This window comes from Demequina aestuarii, from assembly GCF_000975095.1.
In the GTDB taxonomy this organism is placed as follows: Bacteria; Actinomycetota; Actinomycetes; order Actinomycetales; family Demequinaceae; genus Demequina; species Demequina aestuarii.
On the sequence record NZ_BBRD01000002.1, the window covers coordinates 265,632 to 287,056 of the forward strand.

A 21,425-nucleotide genomic window follows, 5' to 3' on the forward strand; every position below is an offset into this window, starting at 1 on the left:
TCAGCTCCTCAGCTCGAGCGTGGTGCTGCCGAGGCGCAGCTTGTCGCCTCGCTTGAAAGGCATGGGGTCGTCCACCCGCTGGTTGTCGAGGAACGTGCCATTGGTGGAGCCCAGGTCCTCGACGAGCCACCCGCCCGCCTCCGGGAACACGCGGCAATGCCGTGCGGAGCAGTAGTCGTCGTCGATGACGAGGGTGCACGTGGGGGAGCGGCCGATGAGGATGGGAGCGGAGCCAAGCGGAATCGTGGTGCCCTTGAGCGTGCCGGCCGTGACGGCCAGGTGAGCGACGGCGTCGTCCCGCGTGGAGATGGACCCCGTGCGCACACCCGTGTTCGACCTCGCCGGCGCGGCGACCTTGTCCGCCCTCGCATCGTCCCTCCGCCGCGCCGCCCTGCCCCGCCCGCGCGACGTGACGCGCGTGCCGTACAGGTCCGCGCGCAGGACGCCGATCGCGGCGAGCACCAGCGCCCACAGAAGGATGAGGAAGCCGAAGCGCAGCAGCGTGATCGAGAGTTCACTCATACGGTCACACGTCCTCGTCGACCGGGAGGCCGTCCCAGTACATGATCGTGGTGCGGCCCACGGTCACGGCGTTCCCGTCGACGAGGGTGACCTCGTTCACGCGCTGACCCTCCACGAGGGTGCCGTTGGTGGATCCCAGGTCCGTGAGAATCGTGCCCTGGTCGGTGACCTCGAAGCGGCAGTGCTGGCGCGACACTCCGGTGTCGTCGACCACGATGTCTGACTCCGAGCCGCGCCCGACGACTGTCATCTCGCCGGTGAGGTGGTATCTCTCGCCGTCGATGTCCAGCAGCGGGTAGCGGGAGTGGTGATCTCGTGCAGTCGCCGGCGCGACCGGTCCGCGCGTGGTGCGGCTGGTGACCGCCAGCCGCCCGGTCGACAGCGAATCGTCGCGCTCGAAGTCCACGCTGACCGCGCCCACGAAGCTGTAGCGCTGCCGTTCCGCATGGTCACGCAGCGCGTCCTCGAGCTCGTGAGCGAGAGCATCGGCGCCCCAGGCCTCGATGGTGTCGTGATCCGTGGCGCTGAGAGCGATCATGTACTCGTTGGGAGCGACGGTGCGATGACGGTCGACGGCGGCGGCGCGCGCGTCGCACTGGCGCCGCACGGCGCTCGCCAGCTCCACCGGCTTCACGCCGGACTTGAAGGTCTTCGCGAACGCACCGTGGACGGCGTTCTCGACGCCCTTCTCGAAGCGATCCAGGACTCCCATACCTCGAATCGTATAGGTCGTGCCTGTGCGGAGCCATCACCCCCCGCGGGGCGGGTCAGGTTGCGGCGGCCTCTGCGCTCAGGGGCGCCCGCAGCGGCCACTCCTCGTCGTCGAGCACTGCCTGTGCGGCCGCGCCCGTCGCGGGGTTGATCGCGACGGGCGCGAGCAGGTTGGCGGTGATGAGCCCATCCGCGGTCGGGTTCACGATGACGAGCAGGACGGGCTCGTCACCGGGATGCATCCCGATCCCGCCGCGCACGTCCTCTGAGATCCGGGGGGCGTACGACGGGAAGTACGGCCGCGGTGAGACCGCGAACAGCCGGGTCTCGACATGGTCCGTGGCGCGCAGGGTGAACATCAGGCCCAGCGCATCGAGAGCCGCCACGTCGAAGCGGGTGAGGGCGGACATCCCGGGAGGCGGCTCGACGAACGTCAGCTGCTGAGGCAGGGCGCAGGTGGACGTCTGCTGCGGGTCGATCATGATCGAGACGCTCATCGCAGGAAGTCCATGAGAGTCGGCTGCAGCACTCGAGCAGTCGCGCCCAGTGCCCCCTGGTACGCGACCTCCTGCATCTGAAGCTCCAGGATGGTGTGCGCCAGGTCGATGTCCTCGATGCCCGAGAGCATGGACTTGGTGTCCTGGAGCCGGAGCGTGAGGGAGTTCTGAGCGTCGGTCAACTGCTTGGTCCGTACGCCGACGTCGGTGAGCGAGGTCAGCATGGTCTCGAGGCGATCGTCCAGCTCGGTCAGCCGACCAGAGACGTTCACGCCTGCGTTCAGGTCGGCGGCGATGTCGTCGAAGAGCTGGAACACCGAGGTGGCTCCCGCTCCGAATGCGGCGGCGCCGTCAGCGTCGACGCGCACCAAGGCGTCGGGTCCGATGCGGCGATCCACCGTGGCTCCCGGTGTGCCATGCCACGCGTAAGGCGTGGCAGACGCTGCGTCGTCGAAGGCCACTCCGTCGGCAGAGGTGCCCGCGAACAGCGATCGGCCGTTCAGCGAACTGTTCGCGATGTCGAGCATCGCGTCGCGCAGGCCCACGAGCTCAGTAGCGATCGCATCGGCCGCAGGACCGCTCACGGACGCAGTGTTGGCGCCGCGGACGGTGAGTTCGCGAGCCCGGTGCAGCACGCTGACGGCGCCCTGGAGTGCGGTGTCGATCTGCGCGAGCCAGCTGACGCCGTCGTCGGCATTGCGCCTGGCCTGGGTCGCCGCGGCGTGGTCTGCCCGGAGGTTCATGGCACGGTTCGCCGCACTCGGGTCGTCGGAGGCCTTCGTGATCGTCTTGCCGGAGGACAGCTTGGCCTGCAGGTCGGACATCGTGCGCAGATTCTGTTGGAGATTGCCCAGCGTCGAGCGCTGGACGGTCTGTTGGGTGACGCGGGAGATCATCGGGCTACCTTCCTACCACTCCGGTGCGATTGATCAGGGTGTCGAGCATCTCGTCGATCGCCGTCATGACGCGGGCGGCGCCCTCGTAGGCACGCTGGTACGCGAGCATGTTCGTCATCTCCTCGTCCAGATCGACGGAGGCGTTCGAGAGGTGAAGAGTCTCGGATGTGGAGCGTGCACTCTCGGCGACCGTGGCACGTCGCGTCGCCGCTGCGGACGTGACACCGAGGTCCACCACGAAGGCGCGCCACTGCGCGTCCGGGCTGTCGACCGCCACCCCGATCTGCGAGATCGCATCGGCGATGGAGCCATCCCACGTTCCGCCCACTCCATTGCCCGCAGCGACCATCTGGGGGTCTGTGACTGCGACGGTGAGCCCGAGCGCGGCCGGCGCGCCGGCGGTGAACGAGAAGAAGTCGACGCCGGTGTCTGCCGGCGGCGCCGCGAGCGTGGTGCCGGTGGTGTGCACGGCGTTGACCGAGGTCGCCACCTGCGTCGCGAGGTCGTCGACCGCGGCGACCGCGTTCGCGATAGGGCCGCCGAGAGAGGCTGGCTGCACGGCGGTGAGGGTGCCCGCAAGCTCGCCACCGTCGAGTGCGAGCGCGGTGCCGTCCGCCCAGCGCAGGGAGACGGCATCCGGCGACGGGGCGGGCTCGCTCACGGCGGCCGTCATCACGTACGAGCCCTGCACAGAGATCGCGCTGGTCCGGTCGCCCTGCACGAGCGGGTTGCCGTCGACGAGCACCGTGACGGTCCCATCCTGCTGCGGCGTGGCGGTGGCACCGACGAGGTTGGACAGCGTGGTGATCAGCTGATCGCGGTGGTCCATGAGTTCGTTGGGCGACCCTCCGGACGCGAGTACGCCGCGAATCTGCTGGTTGAGGTGGGCGACGGATTCCGCCGCCGTGTTCACCTCGGTGACGAGGGCGTCGGTCTCAGCGCGCGCCTGGCTCCATTGGGATTCGAGTGCGCGATAGGTGTCGCCGATCTGAGTCACGAGCGTGCGTGCGCTACCGAGCAGTGCGGTGCGCGTCGCGGCGTTGTCAGGAGAGTTGGCCACGTCCTGCCATGCGTCCCAGAACTCGTTCAGACCTGAGGCGAGACCCGTGTCGCTGGGTTCGATCACGGCCGTCTCGAGCCGTCCGAAAGTGGTGGCGAGCGAACGCGTGTGCGCCGCCTGCGAGGTCTGCGTCCGCAGCCTGGCGTCGAGGAACTGGTCGCCGAGCCGTGCGATGTCGACCACCCCGACGCCGTTGCCCGTACCCCTCGAGGTCTCGAAGAGCGCGGTCACATTGGACGTGCTCGCGGACTGAAGGTCCGCCCGCTGGCGCGTGTATCCCACCGTGTTCGCGTTGGCGATGTTCTGGCCGGAGACCTCGAGCGCCTGGCGCTGGGCGATCAGTGAGGACAGTGCGGTCGACAGTCCGGAGAAGGAGCTCATCGGTCAGATCTCCTCATCGATCAGGAAAGAGGTGTCAGGGCGGCTGCCCGCTGAACCCTTCGGGTCGTATGTCTGGGCCTGGTGATCGAGACCGAGCAGCGCCTCTTGCGTCGAGCGCAGGGTCTGTTCGAGCAGTTGGTGATTGCTGGTGCTCACTGCCGCGATCTGAGTGGTCAGCTCGGACAGCGCGGCATGGTGGCCGTGCATCAGCTCGTTCCACGGCTCGGGCGCCACTGAGGCGATCTCTCGCAGGCTCGCCCCTGCGTCAAGTCCGACGCTCGTCGCGGAATCCTCCGCCTCCACCGCGCGGCCGAGCTCCGCCTTGCGGATGCTCTCGAGGACGAACTCGACCTCCTTGACTGCACGCCCGACCCAGCGAGTGCGGCCGTGAGCGACCAGCAGCTCCTCTTCCTCGAGCTTGAACAGCAGCGTCTCCAAGAGCTCACGCTCGCGCCACAGCGCTTGTGACAGCTCGTCGAATCCCATCGCAGCTCCCCGCCTTCCGAGCCTTCCGGCCCGCTTCATTGTGCATGCCGTGGCCCGTGTGGGCTCGCCTATGAGGCCCATCGGTCAGAATCCTGAGTGTTGAGTGAGTCGCCGCATCATTCTCGAAAATAAGAGAATCGTGACGCCCGGCCGCGCCGCACTTCGAGTATTCCACAGGCGCCTTCCCATGTGACGAGGTCGACACCAAAGTCGGCCCTGAGCGCCTGCATTGGGGGCTTTGGGCCTCTTGTCGCCCGAAATGCCCGAATTCGGCGTCGAAACTTTCGAAAACGAAACGATCCGAGAGGGATTGCGACGACTGTGGCGCGAATCACTGCCGTAATCAATGTCCGTTTTGCGCCGGACGGCGCCGAACTTGCACTATGCATGCTGGCTGTTGTCTGCGGATACTTCCACCATGAACGAGTCCTTCACGTCCTCCGATGCCCTCATCGAGGATAACCTCGCGCTGATCGGCTACAGCGTCAACGAGGTCTGCGCCCGGGTGCCTGCCCACGTCTCTCGCGCCGACCTCGCCTCTGCCGGCGCCCTTGCTCTCGTCCGCGCTGCCCGCGGCTTCGACGCATCCAAGGGCGTGCCCTTCGCGAGGTACGCGTCGATGCGCATCCGGGGCGCGCTGATCGACGAGCTGCGCTCGATGGACTGGGCGCCACGCGCCGCCCGTCGCCGTGCCAGAGACGTCGCCGCGATCGCCGACACTCTCGCAGGGGAGCTCGGACGCAACGCCACGACGGCCGAGATCGCCCGCTCGATGGGCGTCGACGCCAGCGAAGTCGAGGCCGCGCGGGTCGACATGGACACCCGCGTGCTCTCGATTGACGCATACGACGGTGCCGTGGCGGAGATGGTCGTGGATTCGACCACCGGTCCGGCGGACGCGCTGCTCGGTGCGGAACGCCTGGGCTATCTTCGCGCTGGCGTGGACTCGCTGCCCGAGAAGCTGCGTCACGTCGTCGAGCAGCTGTTCTTCCATGATCGCCCCGTGGTCGAGCTCGCCGAGGAGATGGGCGTGACGCGATCCCGCATCAGCCAGCTTCGCACCGAGGCGCTGGGGATGCTCAAGGACGGCCTCAACGCCAACCTCGAGTCGGATGCGCCCGTCGTGGTCGACCCCGCCGCGGGCGTCGCGGACCGCCGCCGCCAGGCCTACTACGCCTCGATCGCTGCGCGCGCAGCGCAAGCCCGCGGCACGGCAGCGGTCGCTCCCACCCTCAACGCCGTCGGCCATCTGGTCGACGAGGTTCAGGTCAGCTGAGCCCGTTCCCCGTCATGGGCCGCCGCGGCGGCAGGATCGTCGCGTCATTCCAGGGCCCCGCTCGCTCCATTCGGTGAGCGCGAGGCTCGCCCCATGAGCGCTCGCGTGCGCCGCTGGGCCGACGATGCTGCCTTGCCGGCAACCGTCGCGAAGAGCTGCAGAACGATCCTCGTCACATCCCTCAACAGTGGGAGTCAGGGGCCGATGAGGCCAGTGCGCACCCACGGATGGGTGCCACGTCTGTACCCAATCAAGGAGGAGCAGCATCATGGGTCTCTCGATCAACCAGAACATCGCCGCGATGAACTCGTATCGCAACCTGTCCAACACTCAGAACGACCTGAGCAAGTCTCTCGAGAAGCTGTCCAGCGGCTTCCGCATCAACCGCGCTGCGGATGACGCGGCCGGCCTGGCCATCTCCGAGGGCCTGCGCTCGCAGGTGGGTGGCCTCAAGGTCGCCGCCCGCAACGCGCAGGACGGCATCTCCGTGGTGCAGACCGCAGAAGGTGCTCTCACCGAGGTTCACGCGATGCTGCAGCGCATGCGTGACCTGGGTGTTCAGGCCGCCAACGACTCGAACAACGCCGAGGCTCGCGCCAACATCGCGACCGAGGTGACGAACCTGCAGTCCGAGCTCAGCCGGATCGCTGACACCACGAACTTCAACGGCACCAAGCTGCTCGACGGCTCGGCTGGCACGATGCAGTTCCAGGTCGGCGCCAACGGCGACGCGAACTCGCAGATCTCGGTGAACCTCACCAACGTCGACGTGTCCGCGATCGCCTCCAACCTGGGCAACGCTGGCGCATCGTTCGCAGTCGTGACCCCCACCGCCGTGACGGGTGCCATGGCGTTCACCAACGGCACCACCGACGTGTCGGTGACGCTGGGTGCCGCTGGCTCCTACAACACGGTCGGGGATGTCGCTGCCGCGTTGAACTCCAACGCCGACTTCTCCAACACGTTCTCGGCCTCCGTGAACCAGGACAACGACCTCGTCGTGACCTCGAAGACCGGTGGCACTGTGACCGGTGGCACCGCGGCAACCCCCGCAGCCGCCGGAACCGGCGTCGGCACCGCTGTCGCCATCGCTGGTGGACTGGACTTCACGTCGGCCGCCGGTGCGCAGGCAGCGATCAACCTGATCGACACCCAGATCTCGACGGTCTCGACCGCTCGCGCCAACCTGGGTGCTGTGCAGAACCGCTTCGAGCACACCATCAAGAACCTCAACGTGGCGGTGGAGAACCTGTCCGCCTCGGAGAGCCGCATCCGCGACACCGACATGGCGTCCGAGATGGTGCAGTTCACGCGTGCGCAGATCCTGTCCCAGGCAGGCACCGCCATGCTTGCGCAGGCGAACCAGATCCCGCAGGGCGTCCTCTCTCTCCTGCGCTAAAGGTGAGGTGGATCCCGCCAGGCCCCGGCGGGATCCACCCCTCCACCCCCCGATGCAGGGCGGGCAGCCCGATGGCTGTCCGCCCTCCTCGGGAGCCTCGCGACCTTCTGCACGAAACGGAGCATGACCATGGCAGCGTTCGGCATCGATGGGCTCTCGTCGGGCCTCGATACGACCTCGATCATCGCTCAACTCATGCAGATCGAGGCCGGGCCGCAGACGCTCCTGAAGAGGAAGCAGCAGACGACGCAGGACGTCGTCACCGCGCTCCAGGCGATCAACACCAAGCTCCGCTCGCTCTCGGAGTCGGCAGGCAAGGCCGCCGATCCGACCAGCTGGAAGACATTCACCGCCACCTCGACTTCGACGGCGGCCACCGCCACCGCCAGCGGCAGCGCCACGGGCGGGTCCCTCACCTTCTCCATCGGCGCCGTCGCGTCCACCCAGGTGTCCCTGAGCGCAGAGATCGCCGACGGCGATGTGCTTCTCGACCCCCCCACGCTCACCGTCAAGCGCGCGGACGGCACGACCCAGTCCGTCACCGCGACGTCCGGCGCGCCGGCCGACATCGTGTCGGCGATCAACGGTGCGGGCCTGGGCGTCTCCGCCACCGTGGTGCGCGTCTCCTCGGGTGGCGTCACCCAGAGCCGCATCCAGTTCACGTCCGAGACGTCAGGCACGGACGGCGCCTTCGAGGTCTACGCCGGCGATGAGGCGGCCGTCGCGGGCGGCGGCGCGGTACGGCTCGACGCGTCCGTGGCGCGCGAAGCGAGCGATGCCTCGATCACCTTGTGGAAGGGCTCTGCCTACGAGCAGACGTACACGCAGTCGTCCAACACCTTCACGGGGCTGATGACCGGAGTCGACGTGACGGTCGCCAGCGCGAGTGCGCCAGGGGACGAGGTGACGATCACCGTGGCGCCCGACGCCGCAGGGGTGAAGAGCCTGGTCAGCGGCGTGGTGGGCGCGCTGTCCGTCGCGCTCGCGGACATCGACTCGCGCACGGCCACGACCAGGACGACAAAAGACGACGGCACGACCTCGGTCACCCCCGGGCTGCTCGGTGGCGAGGCGTCGGTGCGCTCGCTGCGCACCCAGCTCATCGAGGCGGCGAGCTATCCGGTGAATGGGGTGTCGCCGTCGTCAGTGGGCGTGAACCTCAGTCGCGATGGCAAGATCACGTTCGACGAGGCCACGTTCGCCGCCGCCGTGGCGGAGGACCCTCAGGGCACCGCCGACTTCGTCCAGGCCCTCGCCGCTCGGATCGAGAAGGTGGCGGATTCCTCGTCCGATCCGTACGACGGCACGCTGACGCAGCAGGTCACCAACCGCCAGTCGCTTGCTGAGAGGTATGCGGACGAGGTGACTGCGTGGGACGTGCGGCTCGAGATGAGACGAGCGACGCTGCAGCGGACCTACTCCAGTCTCGAAGTCACCCTGTCGAATCTGTCCTCGCAGTCGTCGTGGCTCGCGGGCCAACTGGCACAGCTCCCGGGATCTTAGGAAGGTCGCCATGCTCAACTACGCCTCGGCGCGCACGCGCTACTTGGACGACACGGTCGCGACCGCATCCCCCGCGACGCTGCTGGTCATGATGTACGACCGGCTCGTGCGCGACCTCGAGCGCGCTGAGTTCGCCCTCACCGACGGCCGCCGCGACCTCGCCCACACGGAGCTCACGCACGCGCAGGACATCATCTCCGAGCTGGCGGCGACGCTCGACCGGGACGCGTGGGATGGTGCCGAGCAGCTGATGGGCCTGTATTCGTTCCTGGGAACCGCACTGGTCGACGCGAACGTGGCGGGAGACGTCGCCGAGGTCGCGGCCTGCCGCGGTCTCATCGAGCCGTTGCGCGACGCGTGGAAGCAGGCGGCGGAGCAGGTCGCCCAGCAAGAGTCCCAGCGCACTGCTGGCGACCTCGGTGCGGCATGAGTCTCTCAGAGGCGGACGCACCCCTCTTCGCCGTGTCCACGTGGGATGACGCGATCGCCGCGCTTGCGCTCTCCGTCGAGCACGCAGAGAACCTCCTCGACGCGGGTGAGGCCCCGGAGCATCTCCCCGCGCGATGGTCGGCGCCGAGGGGACTCGGCCCGATTCCGCTGGAGCTTGTCGACACCGCCCGCGCGCTGCTGGCACGACAGGGCATCGCGTCGCAGCGGTTGGCTGCCGCCGCGCGAGACTCCCGTCAGCACGATCGTGCGCTGTCCCAGCTGTCCCAGCTGTCGCAGGACAGCCCGCGGCCGCCGGTGTACATCGACACCCCTGCCTGACGTCCCTCAGCGCGCCCGGCGCCGTCCAGAAGGTGACATTTCTCACGCGGCACAATCCTTAATGCAGGCATCGCCGGCCCGATGAGGAGCCTGAGCACGGATCGCTCACTGCCTCGGCCATGGATCGGCCCCGCCTTGCGATGAAGGGTGCTGCCCTGTGTTCGGATCCGTCAGCTTCTCTGCCATGACGAGCGCGCTCGACGCCTTGTCGATGCGCCAGCGAGTCATCGCGCACAATATTGCCAACGTGCAGACCCCCGGCTTTCAGGGCCGACGGGTGGCCTTCGAGGACGCGTTGGCGGCGGCGGTGCAGGACGGAGACGGCCGAGTCAAGGCCACCGTCGCGCGCTCGCTCGAGCCCACTCGCGAAGACGGCAACAACGTCAACCTCGACACCGAGGTGGTCTCGAACACCGACACGGGCCTGCGCTACCAGCTCGCCACTCGTGCCGTCGAAGGCCAGTTCACCGCCGTCCGCACCGCACTGCGGACCACCTGATGAGCACCTTCGCTGCGATCGGGATCGCCGGCACCGGACTGGGAGTGCACCGCAAGTGGCTCGATGCCGTCTCGGACAACCTCGCGAACATCAACACGGTCCGCGCCACTGACGAAGAAGCCTTCCGAGCGCGCTACATCGTCGCCCAGGCCAACGATGTCGACGGCGGCGATTCCGGCGGCGTCCACGTGGCCGGTGCGGCGTTCGGCGATGCCGAGGGCCGCCTGGTCTACGAGCCCGCCCACCCCCTCGCCGACGAGGAGGGCTACGTGCGATACCCCGAGATCGACATGTCCAGCCAGATGACCCAGCTGATCATGGCCCAGCGGGGCTACCAGGCGAATGCCGCCGTCATCGATCGCGCTCGCGACATGTACTCGTCCGCTCTCACCATCGGGAGAAACTGATGTCCATTCCTCCGATGGCCGCTCCCGGCGGCATCTCGGTGCAGCCCAGTGCCTATCTTCCCGAGGCGCCCGCTGCGGCACAGGCGCCGAACGGCGCTCCGGGCGCGTTCGCCGCCTCCTTCTCGAGCGCGGTGGACAACCTCCAGGGACTGCAGTCGACGAGCTCAGGGCTCGCCGTCCAGGCCGTCACGGGTGACCTCGCCGACGTGCACGACTACACGATCGCCGCGACGGAGGCGGCCGTGGCGCTCGAGCTCACGGCCGCGGTCCGCAACCGCGCGGTGGAAGCGTTCACCGAGATCATGCGGATGCAGGCCTGATGCCGTCCCAGATCACCTCGGCGCTCGAGAGCCTCAAGAAGTCCGCCGAGGGCCTGTCGGCCGCGCAGAGGGTGTTCGCAGGTCTGCTGGCCGCGCTGCTGGTGCTCGGAGTGTTCGCCCTGGTGCAGTGGACCAGCAAGCCGTCGATGGTGCCGCTGTACACGAACCTCTCTCCCGCCGATGCTGCAGCGGTGGTGGAGCAGCTGGAGTCCACGGGCGTGCCCTACGAACTCAGCAATGGCGGCGGCACCATCCTGGTGGCCCAGAGCCAGCTCTACGACACGCGGCTCTCCGTCGCTGGGGCCGGCCTGCCCACTGGCACCGAGTCCGGGTACGCGCTGCTCGATGACATGTCGATCACCAGCTCCGAGTTCCAGCAGCAGGTGACCTACCAGCGTGCGCTTGAGGGCGAACTGGCGGCCACCATCTCTGCCATGGACGGTGTCGAGGTGGCATCGGTCAAGCTGGCGCTGCCCCAGGAGACAGTGTTCGTCTCCGAGGCCGAGACCCCCACCGCTTCAGTATTCATCGAGGCCACGCCCGGCGTCCCGCTCGGCACCCAGAATGTCCAGGCGATCATCCACCTCGTCTCCGCATCGATCGAGGGCATGACCTCCGCCGACGTCGCGGTGATCGACGCCAACGGTGTGGTGCTGTCGACGGTGGGCGGGGAGTCGGCCCCCCTCGAGCACTCGGGCCAGACGGCCGAGTACGAGCAGCGCGTCGCGTCGGGTGTGCAGGCCATGCTCGACCAGGTGGTGGGCCCCGGCAACGCGGTCGTGTCCGTGACCGCCGAACTGAACTTCGACCGCACCCAGACCACGAGCGAGACCTTCACGTCGGACCCCGAGGTCGACCCGTTGTCCGAGTCGACCACGCTCGAGGAGTACACCGGTGTGGGACAGATGGAGGCCGGCGTGCTCGGTCCGGACAACATCGCCGTGCCGGGAGTGACGGGCGAAGGCGGGGAGTACCGCAAGGAAGACACTGTCACGAACAACGCCGTCAACAAGGTGACGCAGACCACCGAAGCCGCGCCTGGCGTGGTGCGCCGGCAGTCGGTCTCGGTGGTGGCCAACGAGGCGGCCGCAGCCGCGATCAACCTCGATGACCTGCAGGCGATGGTGGCAGCCGCCGCTGGCATCCAGGAGGAGCGCGGCGATGTCGTCTCCATGTCCCGGATGGCCTTCGACACCTCGACGGCCGACGCGGCACAGGCCGCGTTGGAGGACGCGAACAACCAGGCGCAGCAGGCCGCATCACAGAGCATGTATATCGAGATCGCCAAGTGGGCGGCCATCGCGCTCGGCGTGCTGGCCCTGATCGTCACCTTCATGGTGGTGGCGCGACGCCGTCGGAAGAGCGAGCGCATGGAACTGAGCCTCGAGGCTGTCGAGGAGCTCGAGGCGCGCGCGCAGGCGGCGCTGGAGGCGCGCACCCAGGTGCTGCTCGAGCAGGCCAACGCGGCGGCGGATGCCGACTCGGGCTTCGCGCTCGAGGCGGCGCCCGTCCCGGATATGGAGGCCATGGCCGCCTACGTCCGGGAGGAGATCGCCGAGTTCGCGACACAGCAGCCAGCAGAGGTGGCTGAGGTGCTGCGCGGCTGGATCGGCGCGGGGAGGGCATCATGAGCGTCGCGCTGACAGGGGCACAGAAAGCTGCTCTCGTTCTCATTCAGATGGGCGGCGCGTCCGCGTCGCGCGTGATGGCCGAGTTCAACTCCGCGGAGATCGATCAGGTCACCGCCGAGATCGCGAGCCTGCGCAGCGTCGAGGACGACACGGTCTCGGAGGTGCTCGAGGAGTTCAAGCGCGCCGCGAGCCGGGGCATGGCTGCCCAGGGCGGCCTTGCCTACGCTCAGAAGCTGCTCGAGGCCACCCTCGGCCCCGAGAAGGCGGCCGAGGTTCTCGAACGACTCTCGAGCCGCGTTCAGGTCCAGCCCTTCGAGTTCCTGAGGCGCGCCGATGCCCGTCAAGTGGTGTCGCTGCTGACCGGCGAGCACCCGCAGACGATCGCCCTGGTGCTCGCGCACCTGCGTCCCGAGCACGCGTCGGCGATCATGGCGGGCTTCGCTCCTGAGACGCAGACCATCGTCGCGCGGCGGATCGCGCTCATGGAACGAGCCTCGCCGGACGTGGTGGAACTCGTCGCAGACGAGCTCAAGCGCAAGGCCACCAACCTGATCACGTCCCAGGAGATGAGCGCCGTGGGCGGCGTCGAGCCGCTGGTCGAGATCATCAACCGGGCCGACGCCGCCACGGAGAAGCTGATCCTCGAGGGCCTCTCCGAGCAGGACCCTGAACTCGCGGACCAGATTCGCCAGCTGATGTTCGTCTTCGCGGACATCACGGTGCTCGATGATCGGGCGATCCAGCTGGTGCTGCGCGGCATCGAGCCAGCGACCCTTGCCACTGCGCTCAAGGGCGCGGACGACGCGGTGCGGGACAAGATCCTGGCGAACATGTCGGAACGCGCTCGCGATGGACTGCTCGAGGAGATCGACCTGCTGGGCAAGGTCCGCATGTCGCTGGTCGAAGAGGCTCGCTCACGGGTGGTGCAGGTGATCCGCGGTCTCGAAGAGAGCGGAGACATCATGATCAGCCGGGATTCGCAGGACGAATATGTCGCCTGAGGCTCGCACGTCGAGATTCGTCCCCACGGCAATCGTGCCGGGGCGCGCCCACGTGTCCGACGCCGCTCGCACGGCCGGCTACGCCGCAGGGTGGGCCGCAGGCGCCCGCGCCGCCGCAACGCTGGCCGAGGCGCAGCGAGTCCGCGAGCAGGAGGAGCACGAGCGTCGCGAGGCGATGCGGGACGAGCAGGTGCGCTCTGCAGCGAACGCCCTGCACGCCGCCGTCGCTCAGTGGCAGGCGCTCGCAGCGCCCGTGCTGGCCGAGGCCGAGGCCACGCTTCACGGGGCGGCCATCGATCTGGCGGAGGCCGTGGTCGCGCGCGAGGTGCGCCCGGGACCGGACGGCGTCGAGTCGCTCCTCGCCAGGGCGCTTGCCCTGCCGAGCGGCGCGCACGCGACCGCGCTGCGGCTCAGCGCGCACGACATGCCATACGTCGAGAGTGCGCGGGAGCGCGGCACGATCAGCGTGCCCGATGGCATGACGATCTCCGTCGATGCCGGGCTCGGTCCCGGCGAGTCGATCACCGAGCACCCCGCAGGGATGCTCGATGCGCGCATCGGACAGGCTCTTGCGCGCGCCCGCGCCGCCCTCCAGGACGAGGAATGATGAGCGCCCCGAGCATCGGCCGCCCCGTCAGGCACGGCGCCCGGTTCCCGCGCGCCGTCGCGGCCGCAGCACCGGAACTCGTCGGCACGGTCTCTCAGGTGCTCGGGCTGTCGGTCGAGGTGGCCGGGCTTCCAGGTGCTGTCGGAGACCTGGTCCGCATCGATGCGGGCGGGCCGGCGGGCACTCTCGCCGAGGTGGTCGCGGCCACGCCCACCGCACTGCGATGCATGCCGCTCGCCCCGGTCGAGGGACTCCGCGTGGGCCTTCACGCGCGTGCCACGGGCAACGCGCTCACCGTCCCCACGGGACCGCGGCTGCTGGGCCGCGTCCTTGACGGGCTGGGACGCCCGATGGACGGGCGTCCACTGGCGCAGCCGGGTTCTCCGATCCCCCGCGTCCCCGTGGCCGGCTCCGCCCCCGATGCGCTCGACCGGATGAGGGTCGACACTCCGCTCTCGCTCGGCGTGCGCGCGATGGACACGCTCATCACCGTGGGTCGTGGGCAGCGCATGGGGCTCTTCGCCGGCTCCGGGGTCGGCAAGTCGAGTCTGCTGTCGATGATCGCTCGCGGCACCGATGCCCAGGTGAGCGTGATCGCCCTCATCGGTGAGCGCGGCCGCGAAGTGCGTGAGTTCATCGAGGACGACCTCGGGCCGGACGGGCTCGCCCGTTCCGTCGTGGTGGTGGCGACCTCGGACCAGCCCGCCATGGTGCGGCTGCGCGCCGCCTTCGTCGCCACCCGGATCGCCGAAGAGTTCCGCGCGGGCGGCGGCGACGTGGTGCTCATGATGGACTCCCTCACGCGGGTGGCGATGGCGCAGCGGGAGATCGGCCTGTCAGTAGGGGAGCCGCCGGCGACGCGCGGCTACCCGCCATCGACCTTCTCCGTGCTCGCGCAGCTGCTCGAACGGGCGGGCACCGCTGCCCGAGGCTCGGTGACGGGCATCTACACCGTGCTCGTGGAGGGCGACGATCACAACGAACCGGTGGCGGACGCGGCGCGGTCCATCCTCGATGGTCACGTGGTGCTCACCCGCGAGCTCGCGACCGCGGGTCACTTCCCGGCGATCGACGTGCTCGGGTCGGTGTCACGGGTGGCGAGCAGAGTCACCAACCCCGCGCAGCAGTCTCTCGCGCTGCGTCTGCGGCGCGTGCTCGCCGCCCGCCGGCGTGCGCAGGACCTGCTCGACGTGGGCGCGTACGCCGCGGGCTCGGATCCGTTGGTCGACGCCGCCGTCACGCACGCCGGTGCGATCGATGCCTTCCTGAGGCAGGACCTCGACGCACCCGACGGCACCGCCGTGGCCTGGGAAGGGCTCGAGCGTCTCGTGGCACAGCTGGAGGTCTCATGACTCGTCACTTCCCGCTCGCTGGCCTGCTGCGTACGCGGCAGCTTCAGGAAGACCAGGCCGCCGCGATGCTGGCGCGCGCCAACAACGCCAGCGCGCAGGCCGAGATCGCCGTCCGGACCGCTCACCAGAATCACGCCCGGCTGGGCTTCCATGCGAGCGCGATGAACGGCACGGATCCTGCGGCTCACCGCTCATGGCAGGCAGTGGTCACCGCGCGAGCGGCGTCCTCCGCTCGCGTCCAGGACCTGGCGCTGGCGCTGGAGTTGGCGCGCTCCACGGCGGTGGACGCGACGTCGGTGTGGACCGATGCGCGTCGACAGGCCGAGGCCATCGCCAAACTGCACGCGCGCCACGAGGCGAGCGTCGCGTCCGAGAACGTCAAGGAAGAACAGCGTGGGCTCGACGAGGCCGCGCTGCGGCAGACAAAGGAGAAGCCATGACGGTCACTGAGGCGCTGCTGTCGCCGCCACCCCGGTCCCGCGCCGCGGAGGGGCGAGCCGCCGGAGGGAGAGACTTCGACCGCCATCTCGAGACGGCTCAGCAGTCCGATTCCGGCGAGGCCGTCGGCGGGAAGGACCGCGCCGAGCGGCGATCGGCTGACCGCCGGGACCGCGCCCCGCGCCACGAGGACGCCGACAGGGCCGCGTCCTCCACGCCCACTGTCCACGACGCGAAGGCCCCCGAGGCACAGGCCGCCGACGTTCCGGTCAGCGCGACGGCGCCGGGCGAGGCCACCTCTGAGGAGACCGCCGCGCTCGCGATCGAACTCGCCGGCGCCGACCAGGCCGCCGCTGAGTCCGCTGACGGAGACCTCGTGGGCGGTGGAGCCGCGCGGGCCGGAGCCGAGACTGGCACCACGGCCACGGCGGCGACGCTCATGGCAGCGTCGACGTCCGCCGACGACTCGACCGCGCCCGCCGCGAACGGCAGGGGCCAGGCCGGTGCCGCGTCCTCCGCCAGCGCCGCTTCTCTGGTCGCGCTCGGTGGCGACACGACCGAGTCCGGCTCTGGCATGCCCGGCAATTCGACGTCGCCCGCTGCCGCGACGTCGGCCGACACTGCGAGCTCTGGTGGCACCGTGCCGTCTGACACCACAGTGACGACCGACGTCACCGTGCCGGCGGCCGCGCCGCGTCCAGCCCCCGGTGCCGCTGCCGCCGTCCCCGCTACGGCCGTGGACGCCGCTGCCATCCCTGCGGCAGGAGCGGCGAGCATCGCTCAGGCGGCGCCCACCTCCGGCGCGGCCGCCGCCGGCACGTCCCGGACCGACGGCGTGGCAGTGGAGGGCGCGGGCACCACGGCTCAGGCATTGCCGAACTCGGCTCCCGCCGCCGTGCCGTCATCCGCAGCGCCTGCGGCCGCGACGGCCCCCTCGCACCCGCCGCTCGCGCCCCAACTGGCGCCCCAGTTCGCGCAGATCCGTCACCTTCCTCAGGGCGAGCACGTCCTGACAGTGACCGTGGACCCCGAGCACTTCGGGCCGGTGAAGGTGGTGGTGCACATCACCGCCGACGGCGCCTCGGTGCAGCTGCTCAGCTCGACCGAGGCCGGCCGAGAGGCGCTTCGCGGCGCCCTCGCCGACCTCCGTCGCGATCTCGCCGCGACCGGGATGAACGCCGACCTCGACCTCGGTCCCGGCCAGGACGAGCAGGCGGGCCGGGAGGAGGCCCAGTCCGAGCGAGAGGCCGCACGCCTCGCCGTGATGCCGACGGGGACGGCGCCCGCGCTTGTCGGGCCGGCCGGCAGCTCCGTGACCACCGCTGGGTCCAGCGGCAGCCAAGGCGTTGATCTGTACCTATGACAGGAGAATCATGACCATCGAATCCACCGCGTCGACCCCGGGCCTCAACTCGGGGTTCGCCCCCGCGACGGCCCCCAAGCAGGAGCTCGACTCCGAGGTCTTCATGTCGCTGCTGGTCGCCCAGCTGCGCAATCAGGACCCGTCGAGCCCGATGGACACCAACGAGATGATGTCGCAGCAGACCCAGCTCGCCTCCATGGAGAAGCTCACCCAGATCTCCGAGACGAGCCAGGAGCAGTTCGCGCTGACGATGCGCATGGCTGCCATGGGCCTGGTCGGCAGCGGAGTGTCCTACACCGATGAGGACGGCACCGTCGTGACGGGCACCGCCGTCTCCGCCTCGTTCGCCAACGTGGTGCCCACGATCTCCGTCGACGGCACCGACGTGAACCTCGACCACATTCTCGCCATCCAACCTTCCGACGACTGATCCCCCCTCACCCGAAAAGGACCCCACCATGCTCCGCTCACTGTTCTCCGGGATCTCCGGACTCCGCGCCCACCAGACCATGCTCGACGTCACGGGCAACAACATCGCCAACGTGAACACCGCAGGCTTCAAGACCTCCCAGGTGCAGTTCCAGGACACCCTGTCCCAGGTGGTCAACAACGCGGGCGCGCCCCAGGCAGGCATCGGTGGCACCAACCCGGCCCAGGTGGGCCTCGGCGTGAAGGTCGCCGGCATCACCACCAACTTCCAGCAGGGCGCCGCGCAGCTCACCAACCGCGCCACCGACATGATGATCTCCGGTGACGGATTCTTCGTCGTCGACAAGGGCGGGCAGCAGCTGTATTCGCGCGCCGGAGCCTTCAGCTTCGACGCTCTCGGCCAGCTCGTGACGCCCGACGGCGGGATGGTGCAGGGATGGAGCGCCGATGCGGCAGGAGAGATCGATCTCAACAGCCCCCTCCGCGGCCTGCAGCTGCCGGTGTCCACCTTGATGGGGGCGGCGCCCTCGACCACGGCGGACTACAAGGGCAACCTGCCTTCCGACGCGGCCGTCGGCACCGTGCTGAACCGTCAGATCGACGTCTTCGATGCGGCGGGTGGGGCGCGTTCCATGAACCTCTCGTTCACGCGGACAGCGACGGGTTGGGACATCGCGGGCTCCGTCGCGGGAACCACCTCGACCCAGACGGGCTCCATCACCTTCACGACGGCAGGCGCCATCGACACGCTGACGTTCCCGCCGTTCCCGGCCGATGCGGCGGCTGGCACCTCGGCCATTGCCGTGGACCTGACGGCGCTGACCGGCTTCGCCGAGCTCGAGACCGTTGCCGCCGGCGCACAGGACGGTCGCGCCGCCGGAACGCTGCAGGCCTTCGCCATCAACTCCGACGGCACCGTGATGGGTTCGTTCTCCAACGGCCTCAAGCAGGCCATCGGCCGCGTGGCGCTCGCGAACTTCGCCAACCCCTCCGGTCTCGAGAAGAGCGGCTCCTCGCTGTACGCGCCGACGGTCAACTCCGGAGACGCCCAGGTGGGGGCAGCGGGCACCGGCGGCCGCGGCACGCTCGCGGGAGGTTCTCTGGAGATGTCCAACGTGGACCTCTCGGCCGAGTTCACCAACCTGATCGTCGCCCAGCGCGGATTCCAGGCGAACTCCCGCGTGATCACCACCTCGGACGAGGTTCTCCAGGAGCTCGTCAACCTCAAGCGCTAGCGGTGCGTCCGTCACCCCGGTCCACGGCCGGGGTGACGGGTCACCGAGCAGATGCCTCACAGGCGGCGCCCGCCCGCCGATAAGTACCCAGACAACAGGCTCATGGATGGGCCAGTGAACCGAGCCATGGATGGTGCGCATCGTGATATCTCTCACGCGCTTGAACGGTGAGCGCTTCGCCGTGAACCCGGACATGATTCAGCGCGCCGACGCGACTCCGGACACGATCATCACGTTGATCGACGGCACCAAGCTGCTGATCGCTGAGAGCATCGATCGCCTCTCCGGCATCGTCCTCGCCCACCGCGCCTCTGTCGCCGCGATGGCGATCGAGATCGCTGAGCAGACCGGCGACGATTCTCTGGCGACCGTCACCGGACTGCACGACCGCCCGCATCTTCACGCCACGCCGGAGGTCGACTGATGGACCTTGCCACCCTGATCGGCATCGGCGCGGCCTTCGCGGCGGTCATCGCCTCGATCTTCCTCGAAGGCGCCACTCCGATGTCGGTGGTGCTGCCGGCACCCATGCTGCTGGTCATCGGGGGCACGCTCGGCGCGGGTCTGGCCACCACCACGATGTCCGACTTCGGGCGCGCGTTCGCGTCCTTGAAGGACTTCCTCCTCTACAAGCGCCAGAACACGGGCCAGACGGTCGAGCTGGTCGTGTCACTCGCCGAGCGCGCTCGGCGCGAAGGCCTGCTGTCGCTCGAGGAGGCGACGCGCGAGGTCGACGATCCGTTCCTGCGCGATGGTCTGCAGTCCGCGATCGATGGGATGGACCCGGAGGACCTGCGCGAGATGCTCGAGGCGCGCATCGACGCGAGGGCCGCGAAGGACAAGGTCGTCGCCAAGGTGTTCAGCGACATGGGTGGCTTCGCGCCGACCATCGGCATCATCGGCACCGTCGTCTCTCTGGTGCACGTCCTCGAGAACCTCTCGGACCCGTCGAGCATCGGCCACATGATCGCGGCCGCGTTCGTCGCGACGCTGTGGGGACTGCTCTCCGCCAACCTGATCTGGCTCCCGATCGCCGCTCGCATCAAGCGCGTGAGCGAGATCGAGGTGAGTCGCATGGAGGTGGCCAAGGAAGGTCTGCTCGCCGTGCAGGCCGGATCGAGCCCGCGGGTGGTGGGCGAGCGCCTGCGCTCCCTCGCGGGGGAGGAGATCCCGGCCACCAAGGAGGCGGCGTGAGCGCCGGTGGCCGGTCCCGGAAGAAGGGGCACGACGAGGAGCATGACAGCTCCGAACGCTGGGCCGTGTCCTATGGCGACATGATGACGGTGCTGTGCGCGCTCTTCATCGTGCTGTATGCGATGTCCGCCGTCGATCAGGAGAAGTTCGAGCAGTTGAGCCAGTCGCTCGCGGTCGGCTTCGGTCAGCCGGCGCCCGTCATCATCAATGGCTCCTCGGGGGCGCTCACCGGGCTTGACTCCTTCGAGATCGCACCGGACTTCGCCTCCGTCGCCACCGATGACGAGCTGACCGACGACGGTGAGACCACGGCGGCTCAGACGGGCGAACGCAGCCGTCTCGAGGCGGCACGGGAGTACGAGCAGCTGGCGGACATTCAGCTCCGTCTCGCTCAGCGCCTCGCCGAGGAGGGCCTCGAGTCGCATGTCACCTTCAAGATCGACGCGCGCGGTCTCGTCGTCGGCCTGGTCGGGTCGAACGTGTTCTTCGCCGCCGACGATGCGGCGCTGACCGGCGTGGCCACGCGCGTCATCGACGCCATGTCGGGGCCGTTGCGCGAGCAATCGCGAGCCTTGTCGATCGAGGGCCACGCGAATGTGCTGCCCTCCTCCCGCTACGCGACCAACTGGGAGCTGTCGAGCGCTCGTGCGACCCAGGTGCTGCGCAGGTTCGTCGAGGACGGCGGGCTCGACCCGCAACGCATCGGTGCCACGGGCTATGGAGACGCCAGACCCCAGCGCGACGACATGTCGAATGCCGCGCTCGAAGCGAACCGGCGAGTTGACATCGTGGTGCAGTCCCACGTCTCGGAAGAGGCCCGAGCCCTGCTGCCCCAGATCGCCGAGGCGATCGACACCGGAGAAATCACCGCCGACGAACTGCACCAGCAGATCGAGGCGGCCCGTACCACCGAGGGAGGAACGCTGTGAGCGAGCCACGTGTGATCGCACCGAAGGCGAAGATTGGTGCGCGCCCCAACCCCGTTACCGCGCCGGAGGCGGAAGCCCCCGCAGCCGAATCGTCGAAGCGACGGCTGCCGAGCCTGATCATCGGAGCTGTGCTGCTCGTGGCGGCGGTGGGCGCCTACTGGTTCCTGATGGGGCCCGGGGCGACGCCCGCGGACGGTGCGGAGGCCGAGGTCGAAGAAGTCGAGCTCGGCCCAGTGCAGACCCTCGAGTCGGTGTCGATCAACCTGGCAGGCGGCCACTATCTGCGCCTCGGACTCGGCCTTCAGACTGGTGCGAGCGGTCACGGCGAACTCGACGGTGCGGTCGCGCTGGATGCGGCGATCGGGCTGTTCTCGGGCAAGACCAAGGAGGAACTGGCCGATCCTGAGGTGCGTGAGACCTTGAAGCACGAACTGCTCGAGGCCATCGAGGAGCCGTACCACGGGGAGGTGTTGGGCGTCTACTACACCGACTTCGTCACGCAGTAGCGAGAGGACTCTCGC

At 69.0% G+C, this 21,425-nt stretch carries 26 protein-coding genes; 20 read left to right on the forward strand and 6 right to left on the reverse strand.

What is annotated here, in order from left to right; genetic code table 11:
• Genes AOP72_RS12845 through flgN form a run of 6 tightly spaced genes read right to left on the reverse strand, consistent with a single transcriptional unit; the run spans window position 1 to window position 4,553 of the window.
• Window positions 1-522 carry an FHA domain-containing protein FhaB/FipA gene (locus AOP72_RS12845; protein ID WP_062137889.1) on the reverse strand — a complete coding sequence of 174 codons (522 nt, stop codon included), beginning with the start codon at window positions 520-522 and terminating at the stop codon, window positions 1-3.
• A 4-nt stretch (window positions 523-526) separates the two neighbouring features.
• On the reverse strand, window positions 527-1,234 hold the full coding sequence (locus AOP72_RS12850; protein ID WP_062137892.1) for an FHA domain-containing protein: 708 nt from the start codon (window positions 1,232-1,234) through the stop codon (window positions 527-529).
• A 55-nt stretch (window positions 1,235-1,289) separates the two neighbouring features.
• Window positions 1,290-1,730, reverse strand: coding sequence for a flagellar assembly protein FliW (locus AOP72_RS12855; protein ID WP_062137895.1), 441 nt, complete (start codon window positions 1,728-1,730; stop codon window positions 1,290-1,292).
• A complete protein-coding gene (gene flgL, locus AOP72_RS12860) occupies window positions 1,727-2,626 on the reverse strand; it encodes a flagellar hook-associated protein FlgL (RefSeq protein ID WP_062137898.1) in 900 nt (299 codons plus the stop codon). Before flgL ends, AOP72_RS12855 begins: the two co-directional genes overlap by 4 nt.
• 4 nt (window positions 2,627-2,630) lie before the next feature.
• Window positions 2,631-4,067, reverse strand: coding sequence for a flagellar hook-associated protein FlgK (gene flgK, locus AOP72_RS12865; protein WP_062137901.1), 1,437 nt, complete (start codon window positions 4,065-4,067; stop codon window positions 2,631-2,633).
• 3 nt (window positions 4,068-4,070) lie between these two features.
• The gene (flgN, locus tag AOP72_RS12870) at window positions 4,071-4,553 is read right to left on the reverse strand and encodes a flagellar export chaperone FlgN (protein ID WP_062137904.1); all 483 of its coding nucleotides are present in this window, start codon (window positions 4,551-4,553) and stop codon (window positions 4,071-4,073) included.
• Between the two features lie 418 nt (window positions 4,554-4,971).
• Between flgN and AOP72_RS12875 the strand changes: the two genes are divergently transcribed.
• The 20 genes from AOP72_RS12875 to AOP72_RS12970 all read left to right on the forward strand — a co-directional run bounded on the left by AOP72_RS12875 (window position 4,972) and on the right by AOP72_RS12970 (window position 21,410).
• A complete protein-coding gene (locus AOP72_RS12875) occupies window positions 4,972-5,829 on the forward strand; it encodes a sigma-70 family RNA polymerase sigma factor (protein WP_062137907.1) in 858 nt (285 codons plus the stop codon).
• A gap of 268 nt (window positions 5,830-6,097) precedes the next feature.
• On the forward strand, window positions 6,098-7,228 hold the full coding sequence (locus tag AOP72_RS12880) for a flagellin N-terminal helical domain-containing protein (protein WP_062137910.1): 1,131 nt from the start codon (window positions 6,098-6,100) through the stop codon (window positions 7,226-7,228).
• A 129-nt stretch (window positions 7,229-7,357) separates the two neighbouring features.
• Window positions 7,358-8,731 carry a flagellar filament capping protein FliD gene (fliD, locus tag AOP72_RS12885; RefSeq protein ID WP_084631976.1) on the forward strand — a complete coding sequence of 458 codons (1,374 nt, stop codon included), beginning with the start codon at window positions 7,358-7,360 and terminating at the stop codon, window positions 8,729-8,731.
• A 10-nt stretch (window positions 8,732-8,741) separates the two neighbouring features.
• A complete protein-coding gene (gene fliS / locus AOP72_RS12890) occupies window positions 8,742-9,161 on the forward strand; it encodes a flagellar export chaperone FliS (protein WP_062137918.1) in 420 nt (139 codons plus the stop codon).
• Window positions 9,158-9,499: a hypothetical protein gene (locus AOP72_RS12895; RefSeq protein WP_062137921.1), complete on the forward strand. Its 342-nt coding sequence runs from the start codon at window positions 9,158-9,160 to the stop codon at window positions 9,497-9,499. The genes fliS and AOP72_RS12895 overlap by 4 nt, the downstream gene beginning before the upstream one ends.
• Window positions 9,500-9,683: 184 nt before the next feature.
• Window positions 9,684-9,998, forward strand: coding sequence for a flagellar basal body rod protein FlgB (flgB, locus tag AOP72_RS12900; RefSeq protein ID WP_084631977.1), 315 nt, complete (start codon window positions 9,684-9,686; stop codon window positions 9,996-9,998).
• The gene (gene flgC / locus AOP72_RS12905; protein WP_062137927.1) at window positions 9,998-10,405 is read left to right on the forward strand and encodes a flagellar basal body rod protein FlgC; all 408 of its coding nucleotides are present in this window, start codon (window positions 9,998-10,000) and stop codon (window positions 10,403-10,405) included. Before flgB ends, flgC begins: the two co-directional genes overlap by 1 nt.
• Complete coding sequence (fliE, locus tag AOP72_RS12910) at window positions 10,405-10,725, forward strand: flagellar hook-basal body complex protein FliE (RefSeq protein WP_084631970.1); 321 nt, start codon at window positions 10,405-10,407, stop codon at window positions 10,723-10,725. Before flgC ends, fliE begins: the two co-directional genes overlap by 1 nt.
• Window positions 10,725-12,356 (forward strand): flagellar basal-body MS-ring/collar protein FliF, encoded by a 1,632-nt coding sequence (gene fliF / locus AOP72_RS12915; RefSeq protein ID WP_062137930.1) that lies wholly within the window; start codon window positions 10,725-10,727, stop codon window positions 12,354-12,356. Before fliE ends, fliF begins: the two co-directional genes overlap by 1 nt.
• Entirely contained in the window at window positions 12,353-13,357 is a 1,005-nt protein-coding gene (gene fliG, locus AOP72_RS12920; RefSeq protein ID WP_062137933.1) for a flagellar motor switch protein FliG, read from the forward strand. Before fliF ends, fliG begins: the two co-directional genes overlap by 4 nt.
• 52 nt (window positions 13,358-13,409) lie before the next feature.
• Complete coding sequence (locus AOP72_RS12925) at window positions 13,410-13,964, forward strand: FliH/SctL family protein (RefSeq protein WP_193746437.1); 555 nt, start codon at window positions 13,410-13,412, stop codon at window positions 13,962-13,964.
• The gene (locus AOP72_RS12930; protein ID WP_062137939.1) at window positions 13,964-15,316 is read left to right on the forward strand and encodes a FliI/YscN family ATPase; all 1,353 of its coding nucleotides are present in this window, start codon (window positions 13,964-13,966) and stop codon (window positions 15,314-15,316) included. The genes AOP72_RS12925 and AOP72_RS12930 overlap by 1 nt, the downstream gene beginning before the upstream one ends.
• Entirely contained in the window at window positions 15,313-15,756 is a 444-nt protein-coding gene (locus tag AOP72_RS12935) for a flagellar export protein FliJ (protein ID WP_062137942.1), read from the forward strand. The genes AOP72_RS12930 and AOP72_RS12935 overlap by 4 nt, the downstream gene beginning before the upstream one ends.
• On the forward strand, window positions 15,753-17,117 hold the full coding sequence (locus tag AOP72_RS12940) for a flagellar hook-length control protein FliK (protein ID WP_062137946.1): 1,365 nt from the start codon (window positions 15,753-15,755) through the stop codon (window positions 17,115-17,117). Before AOP72_RS12935 ends, AOP72_RS12940 begins: the two co-directional genes overlap by 4 nt.
• A 10-nt stretch (window positions 17,118-17,127) precedes the next feature.
• Window positions 17,128-17,547 (forward strand): flagellar hook capping FlgD N-terminal domain-containing protein, encoded by a 420-nt coding sequence (locus tag AOP72_RS12945; protein ID WP_062137948.1) that lies wholly within the window; start codon window positions 17,128-17,130, stop codon window positions 17,545-17,547.
• Window positions 17,548-17,575: 28 nt separating this feature from the next.
• Entirely contained in the window at window positions 17,576-18,781 is a 1,206-nt protein-coding gene (locus AOP72_RS12950) for a flagellar hook protein FlgE (RefSeq protein ID WP_062137951.1), read from the forward strand.
• A 142-nt stretch (window positions 18,782-18,923) separates the two neighbouring features.
• Window positions 18,924-19,205: a flagellar FlbD family protein gene (locus AOP72_RS12955; RefSeq protein ID WP_084631978.1), complete on the forward strand. Its 282-nt coding sequence runs from the start codon at window positions 18,924-18,926 to the stop codon at window positions 19,203-19,205.
• On the forward strand, window positions 19,205-19,975 hold the full coding sequence (locus tag AOP72_RS12960) for a flagellar motor protein (RefSeq protein ID WP_062137956.1): 771 nt from the start codon (window positions 19,205-19,207) through the stop codon (window positions 19,973-19,975). The genes AOP72_RS12955 and AOP72_RS12960 overlap by 1 nt, the downstream gene beginning before the upstream one ends.
• Window positions 19,972-20,904, forward strand: a complete 933-nt coding sequence (locus tag AOP72_RS12965) for a flagellar motor protein MotB (protein ID WP_062137959.1) — start codon at window positions 19,972-19,974, stop codon at window positions 20,902-20,904. Before AOP72_RS12960 ends, AOP72_RS12965 begins: the two co-directional genes overlap by 4 nt.
• Window positions 20,901-21,410 (forward strand): flagellar basal body-associated FliL family protein, encoded by a 510-nt coding sequence (locus AOP72_RS12970; RefSeq protein WP_062137962.1) that lies wholly within the window; start codon window positions 20,901-20,903, stop codon window positions 21,408-21,410. Before AOP72_RS12965 ends, AOP72_RS12970 begins: the two co-directional genes overlap by 4 nt.
• The last annotated feature ends 15 nt before the right edge of the window (window positions 21,411-21,425 follow it).